The following is a 26,140-nucleotide window of genomic DNA, read 5'->3' on the forward strand; positions in this document are numbered from 1 at the left end:
CGCCCCCCCGCCCCCGGGCGCCCCCCCCCCGCCCCCCCCCCCCGCCCCCCGGCCCCCGCCGGGGGGGGGGGCCCCCGCCCCCCCCCCCGCCCCCCCCGCCCCCCCGCGCCCGTGGCGGTGTCAGGGCACCGAGACCACCACGGTCTTGGCCGCCTTGTCGTGCAGGCCCTGCTTGTAGGGCTGGTCGACGAGGATCGAGATGCCCACGACGACCCACCACAGCCCGCAGCACAGGAACGCGGGGATCCACAGGGTGGCCGCCCGGCCGACGGCGGCGCCGGACGAGGGCACGCTGCCGTCGTTGAGCATGGCGACCCGCAGCCGCATCGCCTTCTTGCCGAGGGTCTGGCCGCTCTTCTGGGTGAAGAACCAGTCGTAGACGATCCAGACGGCGACGTACACCAGCCACCACAGCAGGGCCGCACCGCTGACCCACCGGGAGGCGGAGTCGGTCAGTTCCCCGTTCTGGTCGGTGTCCACCGGGAGGGCGAAGCCGATCGCGAAGAGGATCAGCCAGAGCGGGACGAACACGACCGCCAGGTCGATGAGACGGGCGACCAGCCGCTTGCCGGTGTCCGCCAGCGGGGGCATGCCCGCGAGCGGGTCGGGCATGCCGTGGCCGTACGGGGGCGGCGGCGGGGGCGGCGGGTATCCCCCGCCCACCGGACCGCCGGGCGGAGGCGGATAGCCGCCGCCACCGCCCGGGGGCGGTGAGCCGTAGGGCGGGCCGCCCGGCGGAGGCGTCGGTTCCTGCGGCTTCTTGAGGAACGGGTCGTCCTCGGGCGGCTGGCCCGGCGGCGGCTGGTCGGTGCTCATGGCCCGAGTCGAACCCGCCCCCACCCGACCCGCAACGCGACGGTGTCCGTCCGGGGGACGGGCCGCCGCCCCGTACTCCGGGCGGGCGCCGGGAAGGTCAGCGGGTCACGAACGTACGGGCCGCCTTGTCGTGCCAGGCCCGTCGGCGCGGCCGGTCGACCAGGCACCACAAGCTCCCCGGCAGCCCCAGCAGCGCGTACACGAGCCAGCGGAGCAGGGCCTTGCCGAAGCCGGGCGGGCGCAGGGTGGCGGTGCCCAGCACCCGCACCCCGCACAGTTTCTTGCCCGGCGTACGGCCCCAACGGGCGGTGGGCAGGACCTCGTAGAGCAGTCCGAACAGCAGGAGGGCGCCGAGTACGAGGCCAAGCCGGCCGGCCGTGGTGGCGTCGAGCAGCCACACGGTGGTGGTGCGGCCGCTGGCCCGGGCGGCGTCGACCTTGGCCTGGACATGGGCCGTCACCCCGGGTACGAGGGGCGCGGCGACGGCGACGGCCACCCCGGCGAGCACGAGCGAGTCCAGCAGCCTCGCCAGCCCCCGGCGCACCAGCCCGGCGGGCCGCACGGCCCGCTCGGCCATCCGCTCGAAGACGGCCCGCGCGTCCTCGCCCGCCACCGGAGCGGGGGCGGGGGCGGACGAAGGGGCGTGCGCGGCGGGAGCCTCCGCCCGCCCGGCCGGGGCGGGGCCGGGGTACGCACCGGGGCGGGCGTTCGCCGCGGCGTCGGCCCGCCTCCGCCCGTGCGCCACCCCTTCCTCCGGGTCGGGGTGCGCCGGGGCGGGGGACCGCCGCTCGCCGGGCTCCCCCGCCCCGCCGGCCCACGCCCGGACCGGACCCGCCGCTCCGGTGCCGGCGCCTGCGGCCCGGACGGCATCCGCCGGAGCCTGCCCCGCGGCCCCGGCCCATGCCTGCGCGGGCTCCCCCTCCGGCCCCGGGTACCGGGACCCCGCCCGGGCGGGACCCCCCACCGGCACACCGGCCCCCGGAGCCCCGTCCCACACCGGAGCCGAAGCCGAAGCCGAAGCCGCCCGAGAATCCCCCGCAGGCACACCGGCCCCCCGCACGCCGCCCACCGAAGCCGGAGCCCCGGTCCCGGCCCACGCCGCAGCCGAAGCCGGAAGCGAAGCCGACGCCGGACCCCCCGCCGCCCGGGCGGCATCCCCCGCAACCGGAGCCGACGCAGCCGCAGCCGGCGCGGACGGCGCCCCGGCGGCCCAGCGCGCCGGCTCCGGGCAGTCCTCCCCGGGGAACCCCGCCGCCCGGGCGGAGCCGCCCGTCCCCGGGGTGCCGGCCCAGCCCCGGCCGGGCTCCCCCTCCGGCCCTGCCGCCGGGGCGGGAGCGGGGGCCGTGGCCTCCGGCCAGGTGGAGGTGAGGCCCGAGACGCCCGTCGCCGGGGCGTCCGGCCAGGCCGGCGGGCGGGCCGAGAGGATGCCCACGCTCTCGGCGGCGGCCTGCGCGGGCAGCCGCCGTGCGGCCGGGGCGGCGGGGGCGGCGGCGGGGCGGGCCAGGGAGATCCCGCCGGGCCGGGCGTCCTCGGGCTCCGGGCCGCCCCAGGAGACCCGGACGTCGCGCGGCCCGCCGAACCCCGCCTGGTGGGCGGGGTCCGCCTGCCAACCCCCGCCCTCCCGTTCCCGTTCCCGTTCGCGTTCGCGTTCCGGTTCCCCCCGCCAGGCCGTCGCCGCCGCGTGGTCCCGTACCGCCGCGCGGGAGCCGGCGCCGGGGCCGGGGTCCGGGAGGGCCTCGGTGGCGGAGGTCTCGTCGAGGAACACCGGGCCCGTCTCCTCCACCGGGGCGGGGTCGGGGGCAGGACGGCTCGTACCCGGGACCCAGGCGGCCCCGTTCCAGTACCGGACGTACCCGGGGATGGACGGATCGGGGTAGTAGCCCTCTCGGGCCGCGTGCTCGCCGTCACCAGGGGAGGCCGTCAATGTCCCCAACTCCGATCGTGGCTCAAGGCTTGTGCAGGGGAGGACCCAAGGGGAGGACCATAGCCAAGAACCCCTTCCCGACAGGTCCGGTAACGGCAGATTCCAAGCCTTTGAGCGAACCTCGCCCCGCCCCCGGTCCGGCCCTCACCCCAACCCGTCGATTCCGGTCACCCGACAGATTCCGGCCAACCTCGAAACCGGTGCCGGAAGTCGCGTCATACCCGGGCACATCGGCGCTCTCTCCGTACGTGGGGCGGTCCGCGCCCCACGTCCGCCACCGACGCACCGAAGTGAGGCCGCCGTGCACCACCACCCCGTCATCGAGCGCGAGCTGGAGCTCAGGCTGATCCTGTCCCCCGAGCGCAGCATCCGCGTCCCCGCGAAGCTGCTCTACCTGACCGACGACCCCTACGCCGTGCACATCACCTTCCACACGGGCACCAGCGCCCCGGTGAACTGGACCTTCGCCCGCGAGCTGCTCGTCGAGGGGGTGTTCCGCCCGTGCGGCCACGGGGACGTCCGGATCTGGCCCACGAAGATCGACAGCGAGGCGGTGCTGTGCATGGCGCTCAGCTCCCCCGACGGCGACGCCCTCCTGGAGGCCCCGGCCGGCGCGTTGTCGGCCTGGCTGGAGCACACCCTGCGGGTGGTCCCGCCCGGGACCGAGACGGAGCGGCTCCGCCTCGACGAGGCGCTGGCCGAGCTGCTCACCCCGACCCCGGCCGACGAGCTGTGGCTGCGCGACCCGTGGCCCTCCGACGAGTCCGCGGACGGTGACCTGTGAGCGACGGCGGCCGCCGGGACCCCCGGTCGTCCTCCTCAGAACAGCTTGCCGGGGTTGAGCAGTCCGAGCGGGTCGAAGGCCTGCTTGACGGCGCGCTGCATCTCCAGTCCGACCGGCCCGAGTTCGCGGGAGAGCCACTCCTTCTTCAGCACCCCGACCCCGTGCTCCCCGGTGATGGTGCCGCCCAGGGCCAGCCCGAGCGCCATGATCTCGTCGAACGACTCGCGGGCCCGCCGCGCCTCGTCCTCGTCCGCGGGATCGAAGCAGACGACGGGGTGCGTGTTGCCGTCGCCCGCGTGCGCGCAGACGCCGATGAGCAGGCCGTACGCCCGGGCGATGGCGGCCGTGCCGTCCAGCATCTCGGCGAGCCGCGACCGGGGCACGCAGACGTCGTCGATCATCGTCGCGGGCCGCAGCGCCTCCAGGGCGGTCAGGGACATCCGGCGGGCCTGGAGCAGCAGTTCCGACTCCGCCTCGTCCTCGGCGGGGACGACGGCGGTCGCGCCGGCGGCCTCGCACAGCGCGCCGACGGCGGCGAGGGCGGCGGGCGCGTCCGGGGTGTCGAACGCGGCCAGCAGCAGCGCCTCCGTACTCTCGGGCAGCCCCATCCTGCCGAGGGCGTTGACGGCCCGGACGGTCGTGCGGTCCATCAGCTCCAGCAGCGAGGGCGCCAGCCCCGCCTCCATGACGGCGCAGACGGCCTCGCAGGCGGCCTTGACGGACGGGAACTCGGCGGCGAGCGCCAGTTGCCGCGGCGGCGCCGGCCGCAGCGCCAGGACGGCGCCCACGACCACGCCCAGGGTGCCTTCGGAGCCCACGAAGAGCCGGGTCAGGTCGTATCCGGCGACGCCCTTGGCGGTACGCCGCCCGGTGCGCAGCAGCCGGCCGTCCGCGAGCACCACGTCCAGCCCGAGCACGTACTCGGCGGTGACCCCGTACTTGACGCAGCACAGGCCGCCCGAGGCGGTGCCGATGTTGCCGCCGATCGTGCACTGCTCCCAGCTGGAGGGGTCGGGCGGGTAGTACAGGCCCTGTTCGGCGACGGCCCGGGAGAGCACCGCGTTGACCACGCCCGGCTCGACGACGGCGATCCGGTCGACGGCGGAGACCTCCAGGATCCGGTCCATCTTCACCAGGGAGAGCACGATGCAGCCGTCGGAGGCGTTGGCGGCCCCGGACAGGCCCGTCCGGGCGCCCTGGGGGACCACGGGGACGCGTAGGGCGGTCGCGGTGCGCATCACGTGCCGCACGTGCTCCACGGTCCTCGGGAGGACGACGGCGGCGGGCGTGCCGGCGGGGCAGAAGCTCGCCATGTCGCTGGCGTACGAGGCGGTCACCTGCGGGTCCGTCAGGAGCGCCTCGGGCGGCAGCCCTTCGCGCAGCCGCGCGAGGAGAGCGGGGGCCGAGGAGGCGAGATCGTCGTCCATGGGGTCAGAGTGGCATTCGGGGCCATCGGTGTGAACACGGCTGCGGTGGGCTTCGGACACCCGGGCGGGCTCTTCATATTGACGCACAGTAAGCGCATGGACGGTTTCGACGAGCATTCCGCGCAGCCCGCGCCGCCCGTGACCTTCACCGGCCGCAAGACGGTGGTGGCGGCCGCGGTGACGGTGGTCCTGATCGCCGCGACCCTGCTGATCCGCCCCGCCCGCTCGGGCGACGACGCGCGTCCGCCGGGGCCGAGCGAACGGGCCGCGTCGGCGGTGGGCCGGGGCGCCCCGGCGGCGGCGGTGGACCTGACGGCGCTGGTGGCGGACCGGGAGAAGTGGCTCGCCGGGCATCCGGACGACGACGCTTCGTGGGCGGTGCTCGGTTCGGCCTACCTGGAACAGGCCCGGCGGACGGCCGATTCCGGCTGGTTCCCGAAGGCGGAACGGTCCCTGAAGCGGTCCCTGGAGGTCCGGCCCGTGGAGAAGGGCAACTTCGACGCGATGACGGGCATGGGCGCGCTGGCGGGCGCCCGGGGTGACTTCGTGACGGCCCGCAAGTGGGGCGAGCTGGTACGGGCGCAGGCGCCGCGGCGCTGGACGGCGTACCCGGTGCTGGTGGACGCGTACACGGGCCTGGGCGACTACAAGGGCGCCCAGAAGACGATGGAGCAGCTGCAGGAGCTGCGTCCGGGCCTGGCCGCGGACCTGAGGGCGGCCCAGGTGTACCGGGACCGGGGCTGGCGCGAGGACGCGGTGGTGGCGCTGGAGTCGGCGGGGGGTGCGGCGAAGTCCCCGGCGGAGAAGGCGTACGTGCTGTTCCGGCTCGGGGAGCTGGCCTGGGAACGGGGCGACGCGGCCGAGGCGCTGCGCCAGTACGAGGCCGCTCAGCGCACGGATCCGGCGCAGGCGGAGGCCCTGGGCGGCCGGGCGCGGGCGCTGGCGTCGCTGGGGCGCGGCGGGGAGGCGGTGCGGGACTACCGGCTGGCGCTGGGGCGTACCCCGCTGCCGCGGCTGGCTCTGGAGCTGGGGGAGCTGCTGGACGCGCTGGGGCGGCCGCAGGAGGCGCGGGCGCAGTACGAGGCGGTGTCGGTGCTGGCGGCGCGGAGCGCGGCGGACGGGGTGGACCAGGAGGTGGTGCTGGGCCTGTTCGAGGCGGACCACGGGGATCCGGCGGTGGCGGTGCGGCGGCTGTCGGCGGAGTGGGAGCGGCACAAGAGCGTGCAGGTGGCCGACGCGCTGGGGTGGGCGCTGCACCGGAGCGGGGACGACGCGCAGGCACTGGAGTACGCGAAGAAGGCCACGGAACCGGGGCTGCGCAGCGCGGAGTTCGCGTACCACCGGGCGGTGATCGAGCAGGGCCTCGGGGACGAGGCGGCCGCGCGGCGCCACCTGCAGGAGGTGGCGCGCACCAACCCGGAGTTCTCGCCGGTACGGGGGCCGCTGGCGAAGGAGGCCCTGGCGACGGTCGGCCAGCCGGCGCCGGGCGGCCCGGAGAACATGCAGCCGCGCACGCCGTGGGTGGCCCCGGAGATGCCGAAGCCCCACCCGAAGCCGAAGCCCGCGGCGCAGAAACCGCCCCCGCCGAAACCGAAGCCGAGCCCGTCGGCGAGGTGAGGCGGGGAGAGCTCCCCCACCCGCCCTTCGCCCGTTCCCCGGGCTCCGCCCGGACCCGTTGCGCGCGCTCCGCGCCCGGCGGGCTGGATTTCGCGCAGCGAAGTTCCAGCCCCGCCTGGGGCCCCTCCCAGCGGTAGCTGGGGGAGATTGAGGCGCTGGGGCCTGGGGGCGGAGCCCCCAGGGTGGCCCCGCCCGGCGGCCCGGGACCCGCGACCTACAGGTTGCCCCGCTTCTCCTGCTCCCGCTCGATCGCCTCGAACAGCGCCTTGAAGTTGCCCTTGCCGAAGCCCATCGACCCGTGCCGCTCGATGATCTCGAAGAACACCGTCGGCCGGTCCTGCACCGGCTTGGTGAAGATCTGCAGCAGGTAGCCGTCCTCGTCGCGGTCCGCGAGGATCTTCAGTTCGCGCAGCTCGTCGATCGGCACGCGCGTGTCGCCGACCCACTCGCCCAGGGTGTCGTAGTACGTGTCCGGCACGGACAGGAACTCCACGCCCGCCGCCCGCATCGTGCGCACGGTGGCGACGATGTCGTTCGAGGCCAGCGCGATGTGCTGCACGCCGGGGCCGTTGTAGAACTCGAGGTACTCGTCGATCTGCGACTTCTTCTTCGCGATCGCCGGCTCGTTGATCGGGAACTTGACCTTCTTGGTGCCGTCCGCGACGACCTTCGACATCAGCGCCGAGTACTCGGTGGCGATGTCGTCGCCCACGAACTCCTTCATGTTCGTGAAGCCCATGACCTTGTTGTAGAACGAGACCCACTCGTTCATCCGGCCCAGCTCGACGTTGCCGACACAGTGGTCGATCGCCTGGAAGGTCCGCTTGGCCGGCGCCGCGACCAGCGGCTCGCGCGCCACGTAGCCCGGCAGGTAGGGGCCGGTGTAGTCGACGCGCTCGACGAGGGTGTGGCGGGTCTGGCCGTACGTGGCGATCGCGGCGAGGACGACCGTGCCGTGCTCGTCCTTGACCTCGTGCGGCTCGTCCAGCCCGCGGGCGCCCTGCTCGACGGCGTACGCGTAGGCGGCGCGGACGTCCGGGACCTCGATGGCGAGGTCGATGACGCCGTCACCGTGCTCGGCGACGTGCTCGGCGATGAAGCGGCCGTGGTCCGTCGTCGCCTTGATGACCGAGGTCAGGACGAAGCGCGCGGAGCCGTTGGTCAGGACGTAGCTGGCGGTCTCCCGGCTGCCGTTCTCCGGTCCGGAGTAGGCGACGAGCTTCATGCCGAAGGCGGTCGAGTAGTAGTGCGCCGCCTGCTTGGCGTTGCCCACGGCGAAGACGACCGCGTCCATGCCCTTCACCGGGAAGGGGTCTGCCTCACGCGCGGTCTGCGGGGTGGTGTCCAGGGTCTCAGTCATGTCCGCAGCGTCCCGCCGTTCCACAAGCTGCGCAATAGTTTCCATTTCCGCTGTACAGAATGCCCAGTAAAACCCGAGGATGACTGAGAGATCTGTGCAGTATGACCAGCCGATCGAGGGAAGGTTTCCATGGCTATCGACGAGCTCGACGGACGGTTGATCGTGCTGCTGGCCCGCGAACCCCGGATCGGCGTCCTGGAGGCCTCGCGGCGGCTGGGGGTGGCGCGCGGGACGGTGCAGGCGCGGCTGGACCGGCTCCAGGCGAACGGGGTCATCCGCGGCTTCGGGCCGCAGGTGGACCCGACGGCCCTGGGCTATCCGGTGACGGCCTTCGCCACGCTGGAGATCAAGCAGGGTCAGGGCGCGGACGTACGGGCCCACCTGGCCGGGGTGCCGGAGGTGCTGGAGCTGCACACGACCACCGGGCAGGGGGACATGCTGTGCCGGCTGGTGGCGCGGTCCAACGCGGACCTCCAGCGGGTGATCGACCGGGTGGTGGGCTTCGAGGGGATCGTGCGGGCGTCCACGGCGATCGTCATGGAAAACCCGGTACCGCTGCGGATCATCCCGTTGGTAGAACAGGCGGCCGAGGACCACTGACCGCGGCCGGCCGGGGTCCACCGACTTCCAAAGAAAAGCTTGCAAAGAAACCCTTGCATAGAACTCTTTGCAAGCCTACGGTTGAGCCATGCCCGAGAAGAACGCCGAAACCCCCCGGCCGCAACAGCCGAACGAGCCCAAGCAGCCCGCGGTCCGCACCCTGGACGCCCGGTCCCTGCGCGGCCTCGCCCACCCCCTGCGCATGCGCATGCTGGCCGCCCTGCGGCACGAGGGACCGGCCACCGCCTCCCAACTCGCCGAGCGGCTGGGCGAGTCCAGCGGCGCCACCAGCTACCACCTGCGCCAGCTCGCCGCCCACGGCTTCGTCGAGGACGCGCCCGGGCACGGCAAGGGCCGCGAGCGCTGGTGGCAGGCGGTCCACCAGGGCACGGCCTTCGACGAGACGCTGATGTACGACGAGAGCGACCCGGAGACGCGCGGCGCCGCCGACGCCTTCCTCCACGAGATCGCCACCATCCACACCCAGGAGCTCAGCACCTGGCTCGGCGACTCGCACAACTGGCCGCGGGAGTGGCGGTCCTCCACGGACATGAGCGACTTCACGCTCCGCCTGACGCCCGCCCAGGCCACCGAACTGATCCACAAGATGCACGACGTGGTGAACAGCTACCGCGACCTGCCGCAGGGCGAGGGCACCGAGACGGTCCGCGTCCACACGCACGCCTTCCCGCGCCGCGGCGGCGCCGCCTAGCCCGCGCCACGCTCCCTCCCTCCCTCCCACCCACCCGCTCCGAAGGAGTCCTGCCATGCACGCCTTCACGCACACCCGGATACACGCCGCCCGCACCGCCGAACTCGCCGCCGAAGCCGCCGCCTGGCGCCTCACCCGTGACGCCGCCCCCACCGCCGCGCCCGCCCCCGCCACCCTGCGCAACCGGCTCGGCGAGGCCCTGGTCGCCGCCGGGACCCGCCTGATGCGCCCCGAGCAGCTGTCCGCCCGCGTCCAGCGGCACGCCGTATGAGCCGGCGCCCGTTCGCAGCCGTCCTGGCCGCCAACACCATCTCCATCGCAGGCAGTTCACTCACCCTCATCGGCGTCCCGTGGTTCGTGCTCCAGACCACGGGCAGCGCCGGACGGGCCGGGATCGTCGCCTTCTGCGCCACCCTGCCCGTCGTCGTCGCGGCCCTCGTCGGCGGCCCGGTCATCGACCGGATCGGCCGCCGCCGGGTCTCCACCGCCTCCGACCTGGTCTGCGCCGTCTCGGTCGGCGCGATCCCGCTGCTGCACTACGCGGGGCTGCTGGAGTTCTGGATGCTGTGCGCGCTGATGGCCCTCGGCGGCCTCGTGCACACCCCGGGCCTGACCGCCCGTTCCGTCCTGCTGCCCAGCCTCGCCGAGCACGCGGGCACCACCGTCGCGCGGGCCGCGAGCCTCTACGACGCCGTCTCGCGCGGCGCCCGCATGATCGGGGCCGCGGTCGCCGGCCTGCTGATCGCCGTCCTCGGCGCGGAGGCCGTCCTGCTGATGGACGCGGCCACCTACGCCGCCTCGGCGCTGCTGGTCTCCGCCTTCCTGCGCGGGATCCCCGCCGCCGAACCCCAACGAGCCGCGCAGAAGGCCTCGTTCGCCACCTACCGGGGTGAACTCGCCGAAGGCTGGCGGTTCCTGACCCGCTCGCGCCTGCTGATGGGCGTCACCCTCATGGTCATGATGACCAACGGGCTGGACCAGGGCTGGTCGGCCGTGCTCCTTCCGGTCCACGGCCGCGAGGACCTCGGAGGCGCCGCCTCCATCGGCCTGATGATCTCCCTCTTCGGCGGCTTCGCCCTGCTCGGCGCCCTCCTCTACGGGGCGTGGGGCGAGCGCCTGCCGCGCCGGGCGCTGTTCGCGGGCGCCTTCCTCGTCTCCGGCGCCACCCGCTACGTGGTCGCCGCCGTCACCGGCACCCCGCTCCCCCTCGCGGTGACCATGGCCCTGGCGGGCCTGTGCGCGGGCGTGCTCAACCCGATCCTGTCGACGATGGTCTTCGCGACGGTGCCCGAGGAACTGCGCAGCCGGGTCTCCGGCGTGACCACGGCCGGCTGCGAACTGGTCATGCCGCTGGGCGGGCTCGCGGCGGGCCTCCTGGTGGACGGCTTCGGCATCCGCACGGCCCTGCTCGCCTTCGGCGCGGTCTACTTCCTGGCCACCCTGTCCCCGGCCTTCCCGGCCTGGCGCGCCCTGGACGCGAAGGCGCCGTCCGCCGTCAGCAGGACGGAACGCCCTCTCCCCGGTTCAGCGACCGCAGGGCGTTCACCGCATCCGTCAGCGAAGTGACGGGGATCAGCTGGAGCCCCTGCGGCAGTTCGGACTTCGCGTCGGAGCACTCGGCCTTCGGCACGAGGAAGACCGTCGCCCCGTCCCGCCGGGCGGCCTGGGTCTTCAGCCCGACCCCGCCGACCGCGCCGACCGTCCCGTCGGCGCTGATGGTTCCCGTACCGGCGATGCTCCGGCCGCCGGTGAGGTCGGCGCCGCTGCCGTCGCCGTCGATCTTGTCGATGATGCCGAGGGTGAACAGCAGGCCGGCGCTCGGGCCGCCGACGTCGGCGAGGTTGAGGTCGACCTTCACGGACTTGGGGTCCTTGTGGAGGTAGCCGAGGGCGGCGGCCTCGGCCGCCGACTGCGACTGCGTCATCTCCTCCAGGTTGTGCTGCTCGATCTGCTTGTCGCTGCCGCCCGTGGGATAGACCGCCTCCCGGGGCATGACCGCCTGGTCGCCGCGGAACCAGTGGTCGACCAGCTCGTGCAGCCTCATCGAGGACGAGGGGCCGGTGGCGCGGATGGTGGTCATGCGCAGCTGGCCCTTGGTCTCGCGGACCGGGAGGCCGGTGACGGTGATGACCGGCTTGCCCTGGTCGGAGCCCAGCACGTCGGCCGTGGGCCCCGGGACGGCCACCACGAAGGGCAGCGGTGCGAGGGCCGCGACGGCGAACAGCGCGAGGACGGGCGCGGCGCAGACGGCCAGGGCGGTGGGACGCGGCAGACGTGTGAGGCGAGAGAGCACCCGGCCAATCTACCGACCCGGCCCGCCCGCCCCGCGCCCCGCGCCGCACACCGCCGCACCCGGCGGGGCGGCGCCCCGGCGCGGACACGGGCCGGCCCCGGCGCAGGGCGTCAGCGCAGCCGTCGGCGCACGGCCTCAGCGCAGGGCGTCGGCGACCTCGCGGGCCGCGTCGACCACGCGCGGGCCGACCCGCTCCGGCACGGCGTCGGCGAGCATGACCACCCCGACGCTGCCCTCCAGGCCGGTGATGCCGACCAGCGGGGCCGCGGCACCGCTCGCGCCCGCCTCGAGTTCGCCGTGGGTGAGCGTGTAGCCGGGCTCGATGAGCGAGCCCTGACGGGCCGCCAGGATGGCCCGGCCGGCCGCGCCGCGGTCCAGCGGGTGGCGGAAGCCGGCCCGGTAGGCGACGTGGTAGTCCGTCCAGGTGGGTTCGACGACGGCCACGGCGAGCGCCTCCGTGCCGTCGACGAGGGTCAGGTGCGCGGTGGCCCCGATGTCCTCGGCGAGGGAGCGCAGGGCGGGCAGGGCCGCCTCGCGCACCAGGGGGTGGACCTGCCGGCCCAGCCGCAGCACGCCGAGCCCGACTCGGGCGCGGCCGCCGAGGTCACGGCGGACCAGGGCGTGCTGCTCCAGCGTGGCGAGCAGACGGTAGACCACCGTGCGGTTGACGCCGAGCCGGTTGGAGAGCTCGGTCACTGTCAGCCCGTGGTCGGTGTCGGCGAGCAGCTTGAGGACTCTGAGCCCTCGGTCGAGAGTCTGGGAGGTTTCCGCGGTCACGTCGCTGCCTCTCCCTCTGTGTCGTCGGTGGACGGCGGTGACTCTCATGAGTTCAGCGCTGCCGGTCCCTCGGCGACGCACGGAGAGGCCGCCGGTAGCGGCCATGGCACCGGCTGCGCTCCCGCGGCGGCGCTGCCACGGGGCGTTCGATGCGGGGACAGTAGCGAGCGGGTCCGCTCAGCGGAAGGCCTCGTCCAGAATCCGGTCGCCTCCTGCCGGTTTCGGCCCTTTTCGCCACGGGCCTGTATCGATTCGTAATGTCCCCCGACCAAAAATCGGTTTACATGGCCATTACTCTGATCGTGTTCAAAAAGATGTTGGGGGGGTCGGGGCGACACGCGTCCCGAACGCATACCAGGGGAGAGAAGCAGCAGTGAACCTCAAGCGCATGGCCGTCGTGGCCGCCGCAGCAGTGGTGGGTCCGACGGTTCTCATGGCCACGCCCGCGATGGCGGACGAGGCGAAGAACACCGCCGTTACCACCCCGGACTCCACCCCCAAGGGTGACTCCGCCGCCGCCGAGACCCCGGCCGCCCCGGCCGCGGACACGGCGAAGCCGGCCGTCGAGACCCCCGCCCCGGCGAAGGACGCCAAGCCCGCCGCCGAGAAGCCCGCTCCGGCTCCGGCCAAGCCGGCCCCGGCTCCGGTCGACGAGGACGAGAACTTCAAGGCCACCGGCCCGGTCCTGGGCCTGGGCGGCGTCCCGGCCTCCTTCAAGGCCGGCGGCGACTGGACGAACATCACCGTCAAGGTCGACAACTCCAAGGGCAAGGCGCAGGAGAGCTACGTGCTCGTCCTGGCCGTCGCCGACGAGGCCAACAAGCTCAGCGCCAAGGACGTCCACGTCCAGCTCTGGTACCAGGGCGCCTGGCACGACGTCCAGGTCATCAGCGACGAGGGCACCCCGGTCGCCCTGCTGACGGACGACGTCGAGATCCCGGCCAAGTCGCTGAGCCTCCAGGTCCGCGTCAAGTTCAACGCGAACGCCCCCAAGGGCAACATCGCGATCGCGGTGGCCGGCGGCAGCAACGTGGACGAGAACGTCTACTCCGACACCGCCTGGGCCGAGTCGAAGATCGTCTCCGGCAGCACCAACGGCGGTGGCAACACCGGCGGCAACACGGGTGGCAACACCGGCGGCAACCACAACGGTGGCGGCAACACCGGTGGCGGCAACGACACCAAGCCGAACGGCGGCGGCACCACCACGCCGATCGTCGACCACAACACCGGCACCGGCACGGGCACCGGCACCAACACCGGCGGCGAGCTCGCCGAGACCGGTGCGGACGCCGCCACCAGCTGGGCGCTCGGCGCCGGCGGTGTGGCCCTGGCCATGGGCGCCGCGCTGGTCGCCGGCACCGGCCGTCGTCGCCGCGTCACCAACTGACGCAGCTCCACGCCTGACGGCGACGGGGTCCGTGCGCACCGCGCACGGACCCCGTTCCCGCATTCACCTCCGGGCCGGAAGGCTCACCGCATCCGGGTGGCCCACTCCTGGACCTTCTTGATCCGCTCCTTCAGCTGCCCCGCCGTCGCCTCCGCGCTCGGCGGCCCGCCGCACACGCGGCGCAGCTCGGTGTGGATCACCCCGTGCGGCTTGCCGCTCTGGTGGACGTAGGCGCCCACCATCGTGTTCAGCGACTTGCGCAGCTCCAGCAGCTCCTTGTGCGAAACCACCGGACGCCGCTCGGCCGGCAGCTCCAGCAGGTCGGCCTCCGAGTCCGGCTTGCGGCGGCTGTGCGCGATCTGCCGGGACTGCCGCTTCTGCAGCAGCAGCTGCACCTGGTCCGGCTCCAGCAGGCCCGGGATGCCGAGGTAGTCCTGCTCCTCCTCGCTGCCCGGGTGCGCCTGCATGCCGAACTCGGCGCCGTCGTAGAGCACCCGGTCGAAGACGGCGTCGGATTCGAGGGCCTCGAAGGACATCTGCTCGTCCTCGCCGGTGTCCTCGTCCTCCTGCCGGTTCGCCTCCTCCATCTCCTTCTCGGACTCGGCGTACGGGTCCTCGTCCTCGCCCGCCTTCTTCGGGCGGTCCAGGACGTGGTCGCGCTCGACCTCCATCTCGTTGGCGAAGCCGAGGAGGTAGGGGATGGTCGGAAGGAACACGGACGCGGTCTCGCCGCGCCTGCGCGATCGCACGAAGCGGCCGACGGCCTGCGCGAAGAACAGCGGGGTCGAGATCGTCGTCGCGTACACGCCCACCGCGAGGCGGGGGACGTCGACGCCCTCGGACACCATGCGGACCGCGACCATCCACCGGTCGTCGTTCGCGCTGAAGGTGTCGATGTTCTTCGACGCGCCGGTGTCGTCGGAGAGGACGACGGTCGGCTTGGTGCCGGTGATCTCCCGGATCAGCTTGGCGTACGCGCGCGCCGCGTCCTGGTCGGCGGCGATGACGAGCCCGCCGGCGTCCGGGATGGCCTTCCTGACCTCCGTCAGGCGCTGGTCGGCGGCGCGCAGTACGTTCGGCATCCAGTCGCCGCGCGGGTCCAGCGCCGTGCGCCAGGCCTGCGAGATGGCGTCCTTGGTCATCGGCTCGCCGAGGCGGGCCTCGATCTCGTCGCCGGCCTTGGTGCGCCAGCGCATGTTGCCGCTGTAGGACAGGAAGATCACGGGCCGCACGACGCCGTCGCCGAGCGCGTTGCCGTAGCCGTACGTGTAGTCGGCGGAGGAGCGGCGGATGCCGTCGTTGCCCTCCTCGTACGTGACGAACGGGATCGGGTTGGTGTCGGAGCGGAAGGGCGTTCCGGTCAGGGCCAGGCGGCGGGTCGCCGGGTCGAAGGCCTCCAGGCAGGCCTCGCCCCAGGACTTGGAGTCGCCCGCGTGGTGGATCTCGTCCAGGATCACCAGGGTCTTGCGCTGCTCGCAGCGGTTGCGGTGCAGCATGGGGCGCACGCCGACGCCGGCATAGGTGACGGCGACCCCGTGGTAGTCCTTGCTGAGCGGCCCGGCCGAGTACTCGGGGTCGAGCCGGATGCCTATGCGGGCGGCGGCTTCCGCCCACTGCTTCTTCAGGTGCTCGGTCGGCGCGACCACGGTCACCTGCTGCACCACGTGGTGGTGCAGCAGCCAGGAGGCCAGGGTCAGCGCGAAGGTGGTCTTGCCGGCGCCGGGGGTGGCGACGGCGAGGAAATCCCGGGGCTGGGTCTGGATGTACTTGTCCAGCGCCCCCTGCTGCCAGGCACGCAGCTTGCTGGCGGTACCCCACGGCGCGCGGCCGGGGAAGGCGGGTGAGAGGTGGTGGGAGGCGGTAGTAGTCACGGTCTCCGGTTCGGTCTCTCGGTGGCGGTCGTACTGAACTCAGGACAACCGGGCGGACAACCGGGCCACCTTACCCGCGCCGCCGCACCCCCCGCGGAGGGACAGGCCCGTGACCTCGGGCAGTGCGGCGAGCGTCACACCCCGAGCAACTCCCGCAGCCTGTCGGCGATCACCGGCACCCGCGCCTCGGCGCAGGAGGCCACCTCGATCACCAGCGCGTACGCCGCGTCCTGGTCCACGGCCGCCGGATCGGCCCCGTTCACGGCGAGGAAGGTGGCGGCGGCGAGCCAGGCGGTGCGCTTGTTCCCGTCGACCAGGGGATGGTTCACGGCGATGCCGTGGAGCAGCGCGGCGGCCTGCTCGTGGAGGTCGGAGTAGGCCGGCGTCCCCAGCATGCGGGCACGCGGCCGGTGCACGGCGGACTCCAGCAGGCCGGGGGCGCGCAGCTCGACCGGCTGGTCCCGGGCCAGGCAGGCGTGCCGGGCCAGGTCGAGGACCTCGGCGAGGGTGAGGTGGCGCACGCCGCGCGCCGGCCTCACTCGCCGAGCCTTTTCAACAGGGGCGCGTGCAGCCGCGCCAGCCGCTCCGCGGCGCCGCCGATCCGCTCGCGCTCCCGGCGCAGGTGCTCCCGTACGGCCGCGAGGGCGTGCTCGGCGGGGGTGGAGCCGGAGGCGTCGGCGAGATCGGCGAGCTCCGCGGCTTCGGCCGCGGAGAGCCGGAGGACCAGGTCGTCGTCCGTGTCGTTCATGCACACACGGTAACGACGGCCCGCCGTCCGATCACGGGGTTTTTCCCGCGGCCGGGGCCGTCCGCTCGTGCAGCCGGGTCGCCACCCAGGCCCCCACCAGGGCCACGCAGCCCATCGGCAGGAAGACCACGAGGAACGCCGCCGGGTGCGAGGCGCCCCCCGCCGCGGCCTCGACCACGTGCCCCGCGCCGACCGCTCCACCGCCCAGCGCGGCGAACGCCGCCCCGCCGACCGCGAGCAGCACCACGTTGGCCAGCGCGTCGGAGATCTGGAGCGCGGCGGAGTTCGCCCCCGCCTCCTCGGGCGCCGACAGCCGCATCAGCAGCACGCTCGCCGAGCCGACCACCAGCCCCATGCCGAGCGAGCCCACGGCCCAGCCCAGGGCGAGCGTCCACACCGGCACCGACTCGGCCATCACCGCCGGGGCCGTGAGGATCGCGAGTGCCACCAGCACCATCCCGGCCACCATCAGCCGCTCCCGGTAGGGCGCGGTGCGCCCCTGGGACTGCACCCACGAGCCCAGCGCCCAGGTCACCCCGCCCAGCGCCAGCGAGAACCCGGCCAGGGTCGGGCTGAGCCCGCGCTGGGTGACCAGCATCAGCGGCACGAAGCTCTCCGCCCCGATGAAGGCCCCGCCCGCCAGCCCGCGCAGCAGCACCACGGACGGCAGCCCGCGCCGCGCCCGGTAGGTCCCGCGCGGCAGCAGCCCCAGCACGGCCGGCACCAGCAGCGCGGCGCCGACGGCTGCGGGCAGCAGCGACAGCCACCGCAGGTCCTGGGCGGCGTACTGGAGCAGCCCGGCGCCCACCGAGATCCCGAGGGCCAGCCGGATCCGCCGCCGGTCGAAGGCGGCGGGCGCCGCCCCGCCGGTGTCCACCGGCCCGGAGGCGGTCCGCCGGATCGCCGGCAGCGCCACGATCAGCGGCACGACGACCAGCACGGGGATCCCCAGGAACACCCACCGCCAGCCGAGCCGCTCGGTGACCGTCCCGGCGGCCAGCGGCCCGACGATGGACGGGACCACCCAGCTCGCGGCGAAGGCGGCCATGATCGCGGGCCGCAGCCGCTCCTCGTAGGCGCGGCTGACGACGACGTACAGCGCGACGATGACCAGCCCGCCCCCGAGCCCCTGCACGGCCCGCCCCAGCACGAACACCCCCATGACGGTGGCGGTCCCGGAACACACCAGCCCGGCGGCGAAGGCCCCGATCCCCACGCTCAGCGGCCGCAGCGGCCCCTGCCGGTCGGCCCACTGGCCGGACAGGACCATGCCGAAGAGGCTGGTGGTGAAGTAGGCGGAGAACCCGAAGGCGTAGAGCCCGATCCCGTCGAGGTCACGCGCGGCGACGGGCATGGCGGTCCCGACGGCGGTGGCCTCGAAGGCGATCAGGAAGATCACGGAGATGATCCCGACGCTCAGCGTCCGGTACGCCGCTCCCAGAATGCCGCCGCCCGGCGGTGTGGGCGGGGCGGCGTCGCTGTTCTCTGATATCCGGGGTTCAAGGGCGCTCATCGCCCCAGAGTAAGGTCCGCGGCCCGCTCTCGCCCCTGTCAATTGGTCGGATCCCGCATGGTCCGCGGGACCTAGGCCGCAGGACCCGTGTAAACGCCGTATGGCAGTCACATTGCACCCCCGGCACCCCTCTTCCGGCCCAGGGGCGGGGCCCGTAGCGTCGTACCCGTCGCAACACAACAAGGCCGTGTGCCCGAGTGGTTGAGGGACTCGCCTGCAAAGCGAGTTACACCGGTTCGATTCCGGTCACGGCCTCTAGCTGGTCTGACCAGCCAGGACGACAGGGCGGCACCCCGTGAGGGGTGCCGCCCTTTTGGTCCTCCGTCTCAGTTGCCGTCTCAGTTGCGGCTTGGGACGGAATCATTGCCCTGCAATGATTCGCTCACAGCATCGATCAGGTCGCTGTGCGCCTCTCCGATGGTGTGCCGCTGCTGCTCCACGCGAACCCGCCACCCCGCCCTGGTTTCGTCTGTGGCGGTCACGATGCCGTCGGCCCACTCCTCAATGCCTTCGTGATGCTGCTCGATCGACTGCCAGAGCCCACGTGCTGCCTGGTGCACCCGAGCAGGTCCAAGGAGCCGGAGGGGGAAGTAAACCTTCCGAATCTCGTTCATGCTCGCGCGATAGGCGTTCCAGACATCAGGGGATGCCTCGATCTCCAGGTCGAACATGCGCGTAAGGCTGGATGCGGCAATGGCGAACCTGTCGTACGCCTCAAGCATGAGGACCGCCGCACGTTTCCTCTCGTCCCGCAACCAGTGGTCGTGTTGAGTGCGCCCCTGGGTCCGGGCCTGTTCGATCGTCGCGTGCGCTGTGGTCTCCGCCCCTATACGCGCCCCACGGACCGCTGCCAGTCCGCCCATGGCCGCGCCGCTAAGCGCCCCGACAAGCCCAACTCCCGCCGTCACTATCGCCACAAGTCCTTCGTCCATGAGGGCAGGATGGCGCGGCTGGAGACCGGACGGAACGAGTTTCGGCAGGATCGGCCGCACCACTCACGCCGCAACACTGCGGGCCCGCAGCCGTCCTAACCGGCCGGCACGAGCTTCCCCGCGGCTCCATCGTCATCGTCGCCATCAGGCCGATCCGTCTCGGCCTTCCAGATCAGACCGTCCACCTGCCTCGCAATATCCGTCCGTACCGCGTCCACCATGTGCTGGTACCGAGCGGCCATGGCGGTGGTCGACCACCCCATGAGCCCCATGACGGCGCGCTCGGGAACTCCAAGGATCAGCAGCACCGTCGCGGCCGTGTGCCGGGCGTCGTGCAGGCGCCCGTCTCGGACCTTCGCCTCGGCCAGCAGAGCCTTCCACTCAGCCCAGTCCCGGCGGTGGGAGGGACTGCGGCCCTGCTCGTCCGGGAACACCAAGCGGTTCTCCTGCCACCGCCTGGCCGCCGCCCGCTCCTTCTCCTGCGCCTTCAGGTGGTTGCGGAGCAGGTCCACGAGCTGGTCAGGCAGGCCGACAGCGCGGCGGCCCGCCCGGGACTTCGTGGTGGACAGCTCGGGGTTCGTGCGGCGCCGCTGCGGGCAGTAGCCGGCCGCCTTGCGCCCGCACGGCTCCGCACACCCGTGGGCGTACTGCGGCCGGTGACGGCTGCGTCGGACCATGAGAAACCCGCCCTCAAGGTCGACGTCGTCCCACTCCAGACCCAGCACCTCCCCCTGCCGCAGGCCGAGGGCGAGAGCGACAGCCCACCGCGCCGAGTTGCGGTGCTTCTCGGCGGCGCTCAGGAGCCGCTTCACCTCCTGCACGCTGTAGGGCTCCACCTCGTAGTCCCCCGTCTTCGGAGCCTTGGCCAACTGGACCGGGTTCTGTCCGAGATGGCCGCGCCGTACGGCCTCGTTGAGGGCGGTGCGGAAGGTCCGATGTACCTGGTGCGCGGTGGCTGCCTTGCTCCCGTTGGCCTGCATCTTGGCGTAGAAGATCTCGATGTGTTCGGGCTTGAGCCGGTCGAGCCGGTGCGCCCCCAGGCCGGGGATCAGGTGCTTTCGAACAGCGACGCGGTACCCGACCATGGTGTTGTCGTTGACCGCCAGGGGCGCCACGTTCTCCACCCAGTGCGTCAGCCACGTCTTGACCGTCCACGCCTTGCCCGGCTTCCGCACCGTCTTCGCGTCGCGCTGCTTCTCCAGCTCACGGACAGCGGCGGTCACATCGGCACGGGTCTTCCGTTCGACGTGGCGCCGGTCCGGCGTGCCGTCGTCACGGATGCCGACCGTCACGCGGCCGTGCCACTTCCCGTCACTGCCCTGATAGATAGAGCTGCGGCCGTTGGGCTGCCGAGTGCGCTTCTTGTCTTCCGCCACAGACGGGCTCCTTCATGTTGGGGAGGGGTGGAAACGGCCGGAGCGCTGCCCGTGTTGGGGCAGCGCTCCGGTGAAAAAGAGGTCAGGCAGCCTGTCGCTCAGCACGGCGACGAGCGAGGTACGCGGCCGGCGCATCGGCGGGGACCCGCCTCAGGCCGCCGACCAAAAGCGACTCCAGCTCTCCGTTGCGGATGAGGGCGAAACAGGTGGTCCGCCCGATTTGAAGTCGCCGTGCGGCTTCTTCGACCTTCAGCAGAACGAGCGTGGGGTCGTAGGTCGCTGTGGAAGGGGCGGCATCCATGCAGGGCTCCTTTGCGTGGTGGTTTGGGGGCCTTGGCCTTCCTGGGATCCGCAACAGCCGCCACACCGCAACAGCGCAGGTCAGCGGCGCGCGTTTGTGGCGGATCCGGGTTTTGTGGCGGATCAGCGCCGCCACACGCGGGGTGCAGCGGCACCGATCCAGGGGTGGTTCAGTGGGTGCCGACGGGCTGGCGTGTGGCGGCCTGGTGGGACATGTGGCGGATGCCGGGGAGGGGTTCCGCCACAGATTCACCCCCGCTGACCTGCGGTGTGGCGGCTGTGGCGGATGTTGCGGACTTCTGGGGGTGGAGGGGGCAGTACCTGGCCCAGGCGTCCGCGAGGTCCTCGGCGTAGTAGCCCTTGGGGGTGGCCGAGCCGACGCGGATCCCTCGGGGCTTGATGGGCTTGTTGGCGGCGGTGACGTACTGGCCGAGCATCTGGGAGAGCATCCGCGAGTTGATCGGCTTGCCATCCATGTCGGCCCAGGGGGCGTCGTCCATGCGCAGGAGGCATTCGAGGATGGCTGCGGTCGGCATCCGCTCCTCGCCGCGGAAGACCTGGTCGCGCAGGTCGGTGAGGAGTCGGATGCCTAGCGAGGAGGCGTCGTTCTCCTTCGCGGCGTTGACCAGTTCGAGGCAGGCGGCGCGGGCCCGCTCCGGCCAGGTGCCGCCCGCGGCTTCGGCGACCGCGAGGAGGGGCTCCCAGACGTCGGCGGGCCGGTCGGTGATCCTGTCGGGCATGGTCGGCCAGGAGTCGGTGACCTGCTTGCGGACGGAGTTGGCCCAGGCGGCGAGACGGTCGCGCAGGGCGTTGCCCTGCTTCTTGTGGATGCGCTCGCGCCAGGGCTCGCAGGACTCGTTGGGGGCCTTCTTGCGCATGCGGATGATGACGGAGCGGGTGAAGACGGTGTCGGGGAGGGAGCCGAGACCGGCGAGGGCGATCGCGCAGTAGGCGGGGAAGCCCTCCACGGTCTGGTTGGCGCCGTCCCCCACGCACCGGTACATCTTCCGGCCCCGGGTGTGCCCGGCGTTGAGGAACTTGCGCAGGTTCTCGTCGCCTGCGGCCTTGGGGCCGAAGATCGTGTCGATCTCGTCGAAGAGGATCGTGGGCCGTTCCCCCTCGATGCCTGCGACGGACCGGAACAGGGCGGACTGCGAGGCGTCCACCGCCGCCATGGAGTTCGGGACCAGGGTCTCGATCACGTCCAACGCGCGGCTCTTGCCAGACCCGGGCTCCGGAGAGAGGAACGCGATCCGCGGGGTGGCGTCGAAGGAGTCGAGCAGGTGCGCGTGTGCGTCCCAGAGGACGACGGCCACGTAGGCGGATTCGAGCGGGAAGATGTTGAAGCGGCGGTGGAAGCGCTCGACCTCGTCAAGCAGCGCGGCCCCGTCGATGGGCATGGCGGTCGTGGTCGAGTCGCTCATCAGCGGCTTTCCCTTCCTGGGAGTTGTGCAGGGGGCAGAGGTCTCGGTGCTGGTCGTACTCGGCGACCAGGGCGGCCACGGCGTGCTGGCCGGTGGCGGTGCCGGTGTGGCCGCAGCGGCAGGCGTAGGTGGCGGTGGGGGTGTCGGCGTAGCGCTTGGACCAGCGGGCGCCGTCGTAGTGGTGGCGGTACACGGGCGCGGCGTAGATCCGGATCCCCGGCTGCTCCGGCGTCGGGTCATCCAGATCTCGGGGCCCGGCAGCACGGTCGAACTGGTCAGAGCGCCTAAGGGATGAAAGGACGCCTTCGGCGACGACCTTCGACGCCCCAATGTTGTCCATGGCCAAGGCCGGTTCGGCGGGGCGGGTCCCGGCAGGTGTGGAGGGAGGGCTGTTAGCCGGAGGGTGTTCGCGGGCGCTCATGCCGTCCGCCGGGCGGCGGGGTTGTTGCGGATGGACCAGTTGAGAGCGCTGGTGAGGGCGGAGCGGTACTCGTAGGGCTTCAAGCCGGCCGCTTCCGCCCCCCGGCTAAGAGCCTCCTCCACCACCATCCGGTCAAGGTCGCCGGACGCGACCAGCCGACCCAGAGCCCGCGCGGCTCGAACGAGCACCTTGTTCCGGGTTCCGTCGGGGGCGCCCGCGACGTTCGCCTCTTCGTTGCGCAGGGCGGCGGAGGCGTAGGCGGCGCGGCGCCCGGCAGGCCTGCCGACGAGGGGGTAGATCGGGCTGGCCTTGATGCGGGGCGGTTCGGTGAGCTTGGCGTGCACCCAGCCCGGGAGCGGAGCTACGGGGCGGTCGTCGGTGACGGTGTAGGTGCCGGTGGGGGTGATGCTGCCGGGGGCGACGACGTATCCACCCCAGGCCCGGGTGTCGATGTGCCGCCCCAGGATGTCCTGCGTGGACCGCATCACGACCCCGGCCGGGGCGGCGAAGTAGAGGTGCAGCCCGCCAGACGGGGTCGTCACCGTGTAGGTGTGCGGCACCTGCTCGCCGGTCACCCGGGCCAGGGCGGCGAAGATGTCGGAGCCGCTGAGGGTTCCGGGCGGGTCTGCGGGCTTGGGCGGGTCGAGGTCGATGACCACCAGCCCGGCCGGGCCGGTGGTCAGCCCAATGTTGAACGGGGTGCTGGCCCAGGCGGCGCGGATCCGGACGGGGTCGGTGGTGGCCCGCTGCTCAGGCTTGGCGTGTCCGCCCGCGCAGTCACCAGTGCCGGGGCAGCGGGTCTCGCCGTGCAGGGCGGACACCTTGGAGCCGGGCCGCAGAGGGATCACCGGCCAGCCTCGGTCGACGGCGGCGAGGGCCGCCTTCAACAGATGCGGCTGGGCCTCTCGCGGGACGGTGGTGGGTTGGGTCATGCTGGATGCCTCCAGATCTGTGAGTGGAGCTGGATGAGGGCGGCCCCGGACTTTGGCGAGACGGGGCCGCTCTTTCGTGCTGTTCAGGCGGCGGCGGTGCGGGTGAAGGTGTCGTACTGGCTGGTGCTGATGAGGCCGGCTTCGCGCCACTGCTCGAGGAGGTCGGTCTGACCGTCAGACACGGTGCACTTGGAGCACAGCCGGCCGGGGGAAGCAGTCGTGCCGCGGGCAGTGGGCGGACGTTGACCCCAGGCGCAGGCGGACAGCCCCGCAGCTTCGGCTTCGCGTTCCAGCTCCCGCAGGGCTTGGGCAGCGTCGGGGTAGAAGAAGCCGACTTCATCGAGCTCGCCGGGCTTGGCGAAGGCGCCGCACAGGCACTCGCCGGACATGTGCAGGTGGGCGGTGACCTCGTTGAGCGGGAGGGCGCCCGGGGTGCACAGACGGTGCTCCTTATGCTGGTGCGGGAGCTCGCAGCGGTGCCGGGCCCGGTATTCGCGCATGTGGGCGTCGGTCCAGTGCACGATCGGGCAGACCCAGATCAGGGAGCCTTCCCGGTCAACTTCCTCGGCGTTGCGAAAGCGCCGGCTGGTCTCAGCCCAGCGCATGCCGGAGAGGTAGACGAGGTTGCGGCGCCGGCTTCGAGGACCGAGGAGTTGGGCGCGTAGCCGCTGGAGGGGTTCGTCCTTGAGCCGGCGGTACATGACGCTGTGGCCGGCCGGGCCGGGGAAGCCCTTCCAAACGGGGCGGCCGATGTTGTTGCCGCGGGTGGAGAGCACCTGCCCAAGGACGAGGTCGCGGTAGGTGTGCTTGGGGTGGAGTTCGTGCAGGGGCAGGCCCCATGCGGCGGTGACGTCGCGGACGTGCTGGGTGGTCTGGCGGATGCCGGTGCCGGTGTTGACGTGGGCGATGGCATTGACGCGGGTGCGAAAGAGGTGGTTGACGATGACGGAGTCGTTGCCGCCGGAGAACAGGCCGATGGTGGCGACGACGGGGAAGGCGGCCAGGACCCGGTCGAGGATGGCGTGGGAGTGGGCGATGGCTTCGTCCAGCGTCCGCGCCTCGTAGCTGTCGGACTTCGGCGGGGTCTTCTCCAGCCGGTCGACCATGCCGGGGAACATGTCCGCGGCCGGCCGTGTGCTGCGACTACTCACATGAACCTCACAGAGGTGATCACGCAGGGATGAGGAACGGGCTTGTCAGTGGGGCCCGATACGTTGGGAGGCGGCATGCCCTGCTCGCCCCGAGCGGGGCGGCGAAACGGGGAGGGTGCAGATGACGGCGTGGCTGGCGTTGCTGACCGGCGCGGACCGGGCTCGGTCAGGCGAGCTCTACGACGACGTGCTGGGCGAGCACTACAGCTGGGACAGCACGGTCAACCACCACGCAACCGTGGCCAAGGGCGACATCATCGTGATGTGGAACGGCCAGACCCTGCTGGGCATGTCCGTGGTCGAGGAGGTCACCACGGGCCAGGCGGTGAAGACCATCCACCGGTGCCCGAACTGCAACGACACCGAGGTCAACCCGCGCAAGACGAAGCTGCCGGTGTTCCGCTGCGCGGACTGCAAGCACATGTTCGATGTCCCGATCAAGGAGACCAAGCAGGTCACCACCTACCGCGGCACCTACGCGGCCGGCTGGGTCAGCATGGAAGGCGTCCTCTCGGGCGACGAGCTGCGGCAGCTGTGCGTCCACCCCAAGGCCCAGAACAGCTTTCGCCGCCTGAAGTGGGACCTCGTCCAGGCAGCCATGAAGAACAAGGGCCAGAGCGGCCCCCTGGGCGTGGTCGAGACGACCGAGAAGGCCATCGCCGGCGGCCACACCACCGCCACCGTCCGCGTCCGCAAGGGCCAGGCCAGTTTCCGCAAGCAGCTCCTGGACACCTACGGCGAAAACTGCGCCTTCACCGGACCCACCCCCGCAGCCGTCCTCGAAGCCGCCCACCTCTACAGCTACGCCAAGACCGGCGACCACAACGGCGGCGGCCTGCTCCTGCGCCGCGACCTCCACCGCCTGTTCGACCTCGGAGTGATCGCGGTCAACCCGACCACCCTCACGCTCGACGTCGCACCCGAGATGGCGACCTACCCGCTGTACGCCGCCCTCCACCAGCAGCCGATCACCGTTACGGGCCTGATCCCCAAGCAGCGCAAGTGGCTCCAGCAGCACTGGAACATGCACCGCCAGCCCTAAAGCAGGAAGCTGTGGCTAGTGCCGGTGTGGTCGGTGGCGAAGTCGGTCAGCCGCTCCGCCTCGTCGGCGATCCGGTCGCCGAGCATGCTCTGACGGTCTCCTTCAGCGGTGATGGATGGTGCCGGTGGCCTTTCCGAACAGGCCGGTGGCGGTGATGTTCTGCGTGATGTGCTGCACCGGCCCTGCCTGCCTGCGGCTGGGCCGCCGTGTGACTTTGAGGGCGAGGGGCGCGAGGGCTCCGGTGGCGATGAGGGCGACGGCGGCCCAGAGGGCGTCGGTCACGGCGATCAGTCCCGGGATGGCGCAGGAGATCCCGTACCCGGCGGCGGCGATCCCGGCGCCGAGGGTCGGGGCGAGGAGGGCTGTGGTCTTGGCCCACGTGGGGATCGGCCGGGCGGCCGGTACGGGCGGCGGGACAGGAGTGGGTTGGGTGTAGGCGAGGGTGCGGTAGCCGCCGGGGAGAGTGACCATCTCCACGCCCGGGGGGAGTTCGCCGGGGAGGATCGTGGGCGGCTGGATGGTGGTGGGGTAGTAGACGGGGTCGCCGTAGCGGGCGGTGTGGGCGGTGTGCGGGCGCGTGTGCTCATGCACGACGGGCCTCCCGAATGGACGCGGGCCCGCCCCTTTGGCGGTGGGGGCGGGCCCGGGGCTGCTTGTCGTCCGGCTTGTCGCTTGTCTTGTCTTGTCGCTTGTCTTGTCGCTTGCCGCCTCCCAGGTCAGAGCGCGTTTC

General features: G+C 72.6%; 26 protein-coding genes and 1 tRNA gene. 9 read left to right on the forward strand and 18 right to left on the reverse strand.

Annotated elements, in window-relative coordinates:
• Positions 1-120: 120 nt before the first annotated feature.
• Together ACFY0O_RS30600 and ACFY0O_RS30605 are read right to left on the reverse strand one after the other, a co-directional pair.
• Positions 121-816: an RDD family protein gene (locus ACFY0O_RS30600; protein ID WP_388952590.1), complete on the reverse strand. Its 696-nt coding sequence runs from the start codon at positions 814-816 to the stop codon at positions 121-123.
• 97 nt (positions 817-913) lie between these two features.
• Complete coding sequence (locus ACFY0O_RS30605; RefSeq protein WP_388952593.1) at positions 914-2,740, reverse strand: RDD family protein; 1,827 nt, start codon at positions 2,738-2,740, stop codon at positions 914-916.
• Positions 2,741-3,041: 301 nt separating this feature from the next.
• On the opposite strand from ACFY0O_RS30605, the gene ACFY0O_RS30610 reads away from it, so the two are divergent.
• Positions 3,042-3,524, forward strand: a complete 483-nt coding sequence (locus ACFY0O_RS30610; protein WP_388952596.1) for an SsgA family sporulation/cell division regulator — start codon at positions 3,042-3,044, stop codon at positions 3,522-3,524.
• Positions 3,525-3,559: 35 nt separating this feature from the next.
• Here the strand turns inward: ACFY0O_RS30610 and ACFY0O_RS30615 are convergent, their stop codons facing one another.
• Complete coding sequence (locus ACFY0O_RS30615; protein WP_388952598.1) at positions 3,560-4,951, reverse strand: FAD-binding oxidoreductase; 1,392 nt, start codon at positions 4,949-4,951, stop codon at positions 3,560-3,562.
• A 96-nt stretch (positions 4,952-5,047) separates the two neighbouring features.
• On the opposite strand from ACFY0O_RS30615, the gene ACFY0O_RS30620 reads away from it, so the two are divergent.
• On the forward strand, positions 5,048-6,568 hold the full coding sequence (locus ACFY0O_RS30620; protein WP_388952601.1) for a tetratricopeptide repeat protein: 1,521 nt from the start codon (positions 5,048-5,050) through the stop codon (positions 6,566-6,568).
• Positions 6,569-6,782: 214 nt separating this feature from the next.
• Here ACFY0O_RS30620 and hppD read toward each other — a convergent pair whose 3' ends face one another.
• On the reverse strand, positions 6,783-7,928 hold the full coding sequence (gene hppD, locus ACFY0O_RS30625; protein WP_358895494.1) for a 4-hydroxyphenylpyruvate dioxygenase: 1,146 nt from the start codon (positions 7,926-7,928) through the stop codon (positions 6,783-6,785).
• A 129-nt stretch (positions 7,929-8,057) separates the two neighbouring features.
• On the opposite strand from hppD, the gene ACFY0O_RS30630 reads away from it, so the two are divergent.
• From ACFY0O_RS30630 to ACFY0O_RS30645, 4 genes are all read left to right on the forward strand, one after another.
• Positions 8,058-8,528 (forward strand): Lrp/AsnC family transcriptional regulator, encoded by a 471-nt coding sequence (locus tag ACFY0O_RS30630; protein ID WP_388952603.1) that lies wholly within the window; start codon positions 8,058-8,060, stop codon positions 8,526-8,528.
• 88 nt (positions 8,529-8,616) lie between these two features.
• The gene (locus ACFY0O_RS30635; RefSeq protein WP_388952606.1) at positions 8,617-9,240 is read left to right on the forward strand and encodes an ArsR/SmtB family transcription factor; all 624 of its coding nucleotides are present in this window, start codon (positions 8,617-8,619) and stop codon (positions 9,238-9,240) included.
• Between the two features lie 55 nt (positions 9,241-9,295).
• Entirely contained in the window at positions 9,296-9,511 is a 216-nt protein-coding gene (locus ACFY0O_RS30640) for a hypothetical protein (RefSeq protein ID WP_388952609.1), read from the forward strand.
• Positions 9,508-10,806: an MFS transporter gene (locus ACFY0O_RS30645; protein ID WP_388952611.1), complete on the forward strand. Its 1,299-nt coding sequence runs from the start codon at positions 9,508-9,510 to the stop codon at positions 10,804-10,806. Before ACFY0O_RS30640 ends, ACFY0O_RS30645 begins: the two co-directional genes overlap by 4 nt.
• Here ACFY0O_RS30645 and ACFY0O_RS30650 read toward each other — a convergent pair.
• Together ACFY0O_RS30650 and ACFY0O_RS30655 are read right to left on the reverse strand one after the other, a co-directional pair.
• The gene (locus ACFY0O_RS30650) at positions 10,736-11,533 is read right to left on the reverse strand and encodes a S16 family serine protease (RefSeq protein ID WP_388952614.1); all 798 of its coding nucleotides are present in this window, start codon (positions 11,531-11,533) and stop codon (positions 10,736-10,738) included. The genes ACFY0O_RS30645 and ACFY0O_RS30650 overlap by 71 nt on opposite strands.
• Positions 11,534-11,668: 135 nt before the next feature.
• Positions 11,669-12,310: an IclR family transcriptional regulator gene (locus ACFY0O_RS30655; RefSeq protein WP_007264382.1), complete on the reverse strand. Its 642-nt coding sequence runs from the start codon at positions 12,308-12,310 to the stop codon at positions 11,669-11,671.
• A gap of 373 nt (positions 12,311-12,683) precedes the next feature.
• Here ACFY0O_RS30655 and ACFY0O_RS30660 point away from each other — a divergent pair, with 373 nt between their 5' ends.
• Positions 12,684-13,700, forward strand: a complete 1,017-nt coding sequence (locus ACFY0O_RS30660) for a hypothetical protein (RefSeq protein ID WP_388952617.1) — start codon at positions 12,684-12,686, stop codon at positions 13,698-13,700.
• A gap of 83 nt (positions 13,701-13,783) precedes the next feature.
• On the opposite strand, the gene ACFY0O_RS30665 is transcribed toward ACFY0O_RS30660, so the two are convergent.
• The 4 genes from ACFY0O_RS30665 to ACFY0O_RS30680 form a co-directional block, all read right to left on the reverse strand.
• Entirely contained in the window at positions 13,784-15,571 is a 1,788-nt protein-coding gene (locus ACFY0O_RS30665) for a DEAD/DEAH box helicase (RefSeq protein WP_358895487.1), read from the reverse strand.
• A 134-nt stretch (positions 15,572-15,705) separates the two neighbouring features.
• Positions 15,706-16,110, reverse strand: coding sequence for a type II toxin-antitoxin system death-on-curing family toxin (locus tag ACFY0O_RS30670; RefSeq protein ID WP_388952620.1), 405 nt, complete (start codon positions 16,108-16,110; stop codon positions 15,706-15,708).
• The gene (locus tag ACFY0O_RS30675; RefSeq protein WP_388952623.1) at positions 16,107-16,319 is read right to left on the reverse strand and encodes a hypothetical protein; all 213 of its coding nucleotides are present in this window, start codon (positions 16,317-16,319) and stop codon (positions 16,107-16,109) included. The genes ACFY0O_RS30670 and ACFY0O_RS30675 overlap by 4 nt, the downstream gene beginning before the upstream one ends.
• Positions 16,320-16,350: 31 nt before the next feature.
• A complete protein-coding gene (locus tag ACFY0O_RS30680) occupies positions 16,351-17,832 on the reverse strand; it encodes an MFS transporter (protein WP_388952625.1) in 1,482 nt (493 codons plus the stop codon).
• Between the two features lie 183 nt (positions 17,833-18,015).
• Between ACFY0O_RS30680 and ACFY0O_RS30685 the strand changes: the two genes are divergently transcribed.
• Positions 18,016-18,087 (forward strand) — tRNA-Cys (locus tag ACFY0O_RS30685).
• 83 nt (positions 18,088-18,170) lie between these two features.
• Here ACFY0O_RS30685 and ACFY0O_RS30690 read toward each other — a convergent pair.
• The 7 genes from ACFY0O_RS30690 to ACFY0O_RS30720 form a co-directional block, all read right to left on the reverse strand.
• Complete coding sequence (locus ACFY0O_RS30690; RefSeq protein ID WP_388952628.1) at positions 18,171-18,764, reverse strand: hypothetical protein; 594 nt, start codon at positions 18,762-18,764, stop codon at positions 18,171-18,173.
• A 95-nt stretch (positions 18,765-18,859) separates the two neighbouring features.
• Positions 18,860-20,140: a tyrosine-type recombinase/integrase gene (locus tag ACFY0O_RS30695; protein ID WP_388952631.1), complete on the reverse strand. Its 1,281-nt coding sequence runs from the start codon at positions 20,138-20,140 to the stop codon at positions 18,860-18,862.
• A gap of 82 nt (positions 20,141-20,222) precedes the next feature.
• Positions 20,223-20,441 (reverse strand): excisionase family DNA-binding protein, encoded by a 219-nt coding sequence (locus ACFY0O_RS30700; RefSeq protein ID WP_388952633.1) that lies wholly within the window; start codon positions 20,439-20,441, stop codon positions 20,223-20,225.
• A gap of 169 nt (positions 20,442-20,610) precedes the next feature.
• Positions 20,611-21,864 carry a DUF3631 domain-containing protein gene (locus ACFY0O_RS30705; protein ID WP_388952636.1) on the reverse strand — a complete coding sequence of 418 codons (1,254 nt, stop codon included), beginning with the start codon at positions 21,862-21,864 and terminating at the stop codon, positions 20,611-20,613.
• On the reverse strand, positions 21,812-22,057 hold the full coding sequence (locus ACFY0O_RS30710) for a hypothetical protein (protein WP_388952639.1): 246 nt from the start codon (positions 22,055-22,057) through the stop codon (positions 21,812-21,814). The genes ACFY0O_RS30705 and ACFY0O_RS30710 overlap by 53 nt, the downstream gene beginning before the upstream one ends.
• A gap of 224 nt (positions 22,058-22,281) precedes the next feature.
• Complete coding sequence (locus tag ACFY0O_RS30715; RefSeq protein ID WP_388952642.1) at positions 22,282-23,217, reverse strand: bifunctional DNA primase/polymerase; 936 nt, start codon at positions 23,215-23,217, stop codon at positions 22,282-22,284.
• An 83-nt stretch (positions 23,218-23,300) separates the two neighbouring features.
• Positions 23,301-24,368 carry a phosphoadenosine phosphosulfate reductase family protein gene (locus tag ACFY0O_RS30720; protein WP_388952645.1) on the reverse strand — a complete coding sequence of 356 codons (1,068 nt, stop codon included), beginning with the start codon at positions 24,366-24,368 and terminating at the stop codon, positions 23,301-23,303.
• A gap of 121 nt (positions 24,369-24,489) precedes the next feature.
• Here ACFY0O_RS30720 and ACFY0O_RS30725 point away from each other — a divergent pair, with 121 nt between their 5' ends.
• Entirely contained in the window at positions 24,490-25,410 is a 921-nt protein-coding gene (locus ACFY0O_RS30725; protein WP_388952647.1) for an HNH endonuclease, read from the forward strand.
• A 102-nt stretch (positions 25,411-25,512) separates the two neighbouring features.
• On the opposite strand, the gene ACFY0O_RS30730 is transcribed toward ACFY0O_RS30725, so the two are convergent.
• Positions 25,513-25,929 (reverse strand): hypothetical protein, encoded by a 417-nt coding sequence (locus ACFY0O_RS30730; protein ID WP_388952829.1) that lies wholly within the window; start codon positions 25,927-25,929, stop codon positions 25,513-25,515.
• Positions 25,930-26,140 lie beyond the last annotated feature (211 nt).

Origin of the sequence: Streptomyces sp. NPDC001594 (assembly GCF_042893675.1) — a bacterium.
Taxonomy (GTDB): Bacteria; Actinomycetota; Actinomycetes; order Streptomycetales; family Streptomycetaceae; genus Streptomyces.

Coding starts and splice junctions, on each gene's coding strand:
- ACFY0O_RS30675 (WP_388952623.1), bottom strand. CDS start 16,319: ATGAACGACACGGACGACGACCTGGTCCTCCGGCTCTCCGCGGCCGAA.
- ACFY0O_RS30680 (WP_388952625.1), bottom strand. CDS start 17,832: ATGAGCGCCCTTGAACCCCGGATATCAGAGAACAGCGACGCCGCCCCG.
- ACFY0O_RS30640 (WP_388952609.1), top strand. CDS start 9,296: ATGCACGCCTTCACGCACACCCGGATACACGCCGCCCGCACCGCCGAA.
- ACFY0O_RS30700 (WP_388952633.1), bottom strand. CDS start 20,441: ATGGATGCCGCCCCTTCCACAGCGACCTACGACCCCACGCTCGTTCTG.
- ACFY0O_RS30715 (WP_388952642.1), bottom strand. CDS start 23,217: ATGACCCAACCCACCACCGTCCCGCGAGAGGCCCAGCCGCATCTGTTG.
- ACFY0O_RS30600 (WP_388952590.1), bottom strand. CDS start 816: ATGAGCACCGACCAGCCGCCGCCGGGCCAGCCGCCCGAGGACGACCCG.
- ACFY0O_RS30630 (WP_388952603.1), top strand. CDS start 8,058: ATGGCTATCGACGAGCTCGACGGACGGTTGATCGTGCTGCTGGCCCGC.
- hppD (WP_358895494.1), bottom strand. CDS start 7,928: ATGACTGAGACCCTGGACACCACCCCGCAGACCGCGCGTGAGGCAGAC.
- ACFY0O_RS30690 (WP_388952628.1), bottom strand. CDS start 18,764: ATGGACGAAGGACTTGTGGCGATAGTGACGGCGGGAGTTGGGCTTGTC.
- ACFY0O_RS30635 (WP_388952606.1), top strand. CDS start 8,617: ATGCCCGAGAAGAACGCCGAAACCCCCCGGCCGCAACAGCCGAACGAG.
- ACFY0O_RS30620 (WP_388952601.1), top strand. CDS start 5,048: ATGGACGGTTTCGACGAGCATTCCGCGCAGCCCGCGCCGCCCGTGACC.
- ACFY0O_RS30725 (WP_388952647.1), top strand. CDS start 24,490: ATGACGGCGTGGCTGGCGTTGCTGACCGGCGCGGACCGGGCTCGGTCA.
- ACFY0O_RS30645 (WP_388952611.1), top strand. CDS start 9,508: ATGAGCCGGCGCCCGTTCGCAGCCGTCCTGGCCGCCAACACCATCTCC.
- ACFY0O_RS30615 (WP_388952598.1), bottom strand. CDS start 4,951: ATGGACGACGATCTCGCCTCCTCGGCCCCCGCTCTCCTCGCGCGGCTG.
- ACFY0O_RS30705 (WP_388952636.1), bottom strand. CDS start 21,864: ATGAGCGACTCGACCACGACCGCCATGCCCATCGACGGGGCCGCGCTG.